At 68.1% G+C, this 2,027-nt stretch carries 2 protein-coding genes; both read right to left on the bottom strand.

Going from position 1 to position 2,027, the window contains the following annotated elements; genetic code table 11:
- Positions 1 to 488 precede the first annotated feature (488 nt).
- Positions 489 to 707, bottom strand: coding sequence for a phospholipase D-like domain-containing protein (locus FFT21_RS28325; protein ID WP_225978845.1), 219 nt, complete (start codon positions 705 to 707; stop codon positions 489 to 491).
- A gap of 60 nt (positions 708 to 767) precedes the next feature.
- A complete protein-coding gene (locus FFT21_RS28320; RefSeq protein WP_137816961.1) occupies positions 768 to 1,586 on the bottom strand; it encodes a phospholipase D-like domain-containing protein in 819 nt (272 codons plus the stop codon).
- Positions 1,587 to 2,027 lie beyond the last annotated feature (441 nt).

The following is a 2,027-nucleotide window of genomic DNA, read 5'->3' as shown; positions in this document are numbered from 1 at the left end:
CCCCGCACAACGCAGCCCCATCGAACTCGGCATCCCCACAGTCACAACCGACCACTGACGACACCGACCACAACCGAGCCGGCCCCGGAGGACCCAACCCCAACAAAGATCAAGTTCAGAGAATTGAGGACGTTGCCGAACCCGAACAGGAACGTCAACGCGATGACTGTTCCCGTGATCAACGTGACCAACCGCACCGCGGCCTCGCGAGAAGCACCCATCAGCGCCCCCACCCGGCTCGGGAACGACAAAGCTGCCGTCGATCACCAGCCGGCCAGCCGGAAACCGCTGGTCAGAGCCGGGACCGTCTGTGCTGTGCCCCGCCGGGGATTCGAACCTACGCGGAGGAGCCGAGGCGCGTTGAAACCACGATGCCGAGACGTAGCGGTGGCCGGCAGTTCCTGGGCGGCGGTTCACGGTGCCACTGGCCACGTGCAGCACGGCGTCGATGAAGGGAGGCCTCACCCTGATCGCCGACTCGTCGCCGGTCAGGCGTGTCGGTATGTGGTGAGCAGCGTGTCGATGTAGCTGGCGTACTGGTTGGCGAGTTCGGGTGCGTGCAGGTGGAGCTGGTTTTCCGCGTTGCCTTCGGCGTTGGTGGAGAAGTTGTAGCTGCCGGTGGCGACGGTGTGGTCGCAGACGAGGACCTTGTTGTGCATGAAGTCGTGCGGCCCGTCGGGCGAGTACGGGGCGGAGGGCTTGGCCACCAGCCGTGAGGACACCGTGTGCCACTGGTCGACCAGTTGCGCGTCGCGCGGGTTGCGCTGCTATTCGGCGAGGATCGGGCTCATCTCCCCGCCGTCGTAGATGCCACCGAGCGGCACGCCCCGCGCCACGGCGTCGGCCAGCGCGGCCAGCACACCATGGGAGGTGATTACCATCGAGGCGATCACCACACGTCCGCTCGCTGCGCGCACCAGGCCGGCGAGATCGGCGTCGATGCTGCGTCCCTCGGCCGGGGCGAACGCCCAATCCACCCGTGCACTGTTCACGTCGGTCTCGCCTCGATCGCCGGCGCCGGTGCCGATGATGTCGCCGGTGGACCACAGCTGGGTAAAGTCCCGCTCGTAGACCGCGGCCAGTGCGGGGCTGATGATGCGCAGGATGTTGTTCTCCTGCCGCGACCACGCCGCATCGGTGAAGTTCGCCGACCCGGTCCACACCGCCGCCGTGGCGGAGCCGGGGTCGCGGACTGCGTACTTGTTGTGCATCAGCTTGCCCGACGGCGCGGCGATCGCCTTGAGCTCGACACCGGTGTGGGCGAACTGCTGCTGCAGCCACTGCTGCGTGCCCACCGGGGCAGGGTCGGCGCCCAGCGCCGCGAAGGCCGCCACCCGCTGCGTGCTGGGCTTGCCTGCGTCATAAGCGATCCGCACCCGCACCCCACGGCGTGCCGCCCCGGTCAGCGCGGCCACCACCGGCGCGGCCAGGGTGTCGGAGAGCCGGAAGTCGTAGATGGCCACCAACAGCGCGGATTGTGCCGCATCGACGAACGCGGCCAACTCGGCCGCGACCGCCGTCGGCTGATCCGCAGGGCCGCCATGCTTGATATCACGCAGGAACGTCACGTCCATCGGTGCTGCCACCAGGCCATTCGACCCTGACCAGCGCGTCCTCGTCACCGTTGGCGAAGCGAAAACACCCTTTCGGCCGGCGGCAAACACCCAAGGGCGGTCCCGGAACGCAAGCCACACACAGACACGGCCGCTTGGCCCGCCCAGTGTCGATCACGACGCACAGGTGCGCCCAGTCGGCGTACCGGCCAGCCACGACCTTCCCTGCCGTGCCTGGGAGCGCGGTGTGGGAGCGAAATGGGAGCGTCCGTGTGCGCCCAACCGCATCGAAGGGCCCCAGACGCCTGCGAAGTGCTCCGCCCTGACCTGCAGGAGTGGTGTTTCCGCAGATCATCCATGAAGGGGTGGGGCCGGTCAAGCCTTGATGGTGCGTGGGGCAGCCCTTGTTTTGCCCGGCTTCCGGCTTGCTGGGGGCAGGCGCGCAGAAGGTGTCGGGGTCCAGGCTGGCCGTAG

The organism is Gandjariella thermophila (assembly GCF_005405885.1).
Taxonomy (GTDB): domain Bacteria; phylum Actinomycetota; class Actinomycetes; order Mycobacteriales; family Pseudonocardiaceae; genus Gandjariella; species Gandjariella thermophila.
Note: the sequence above shows the minus strand (reverse complement) of the source record. Positions and strands in the feature narration are given on the sequence as shown.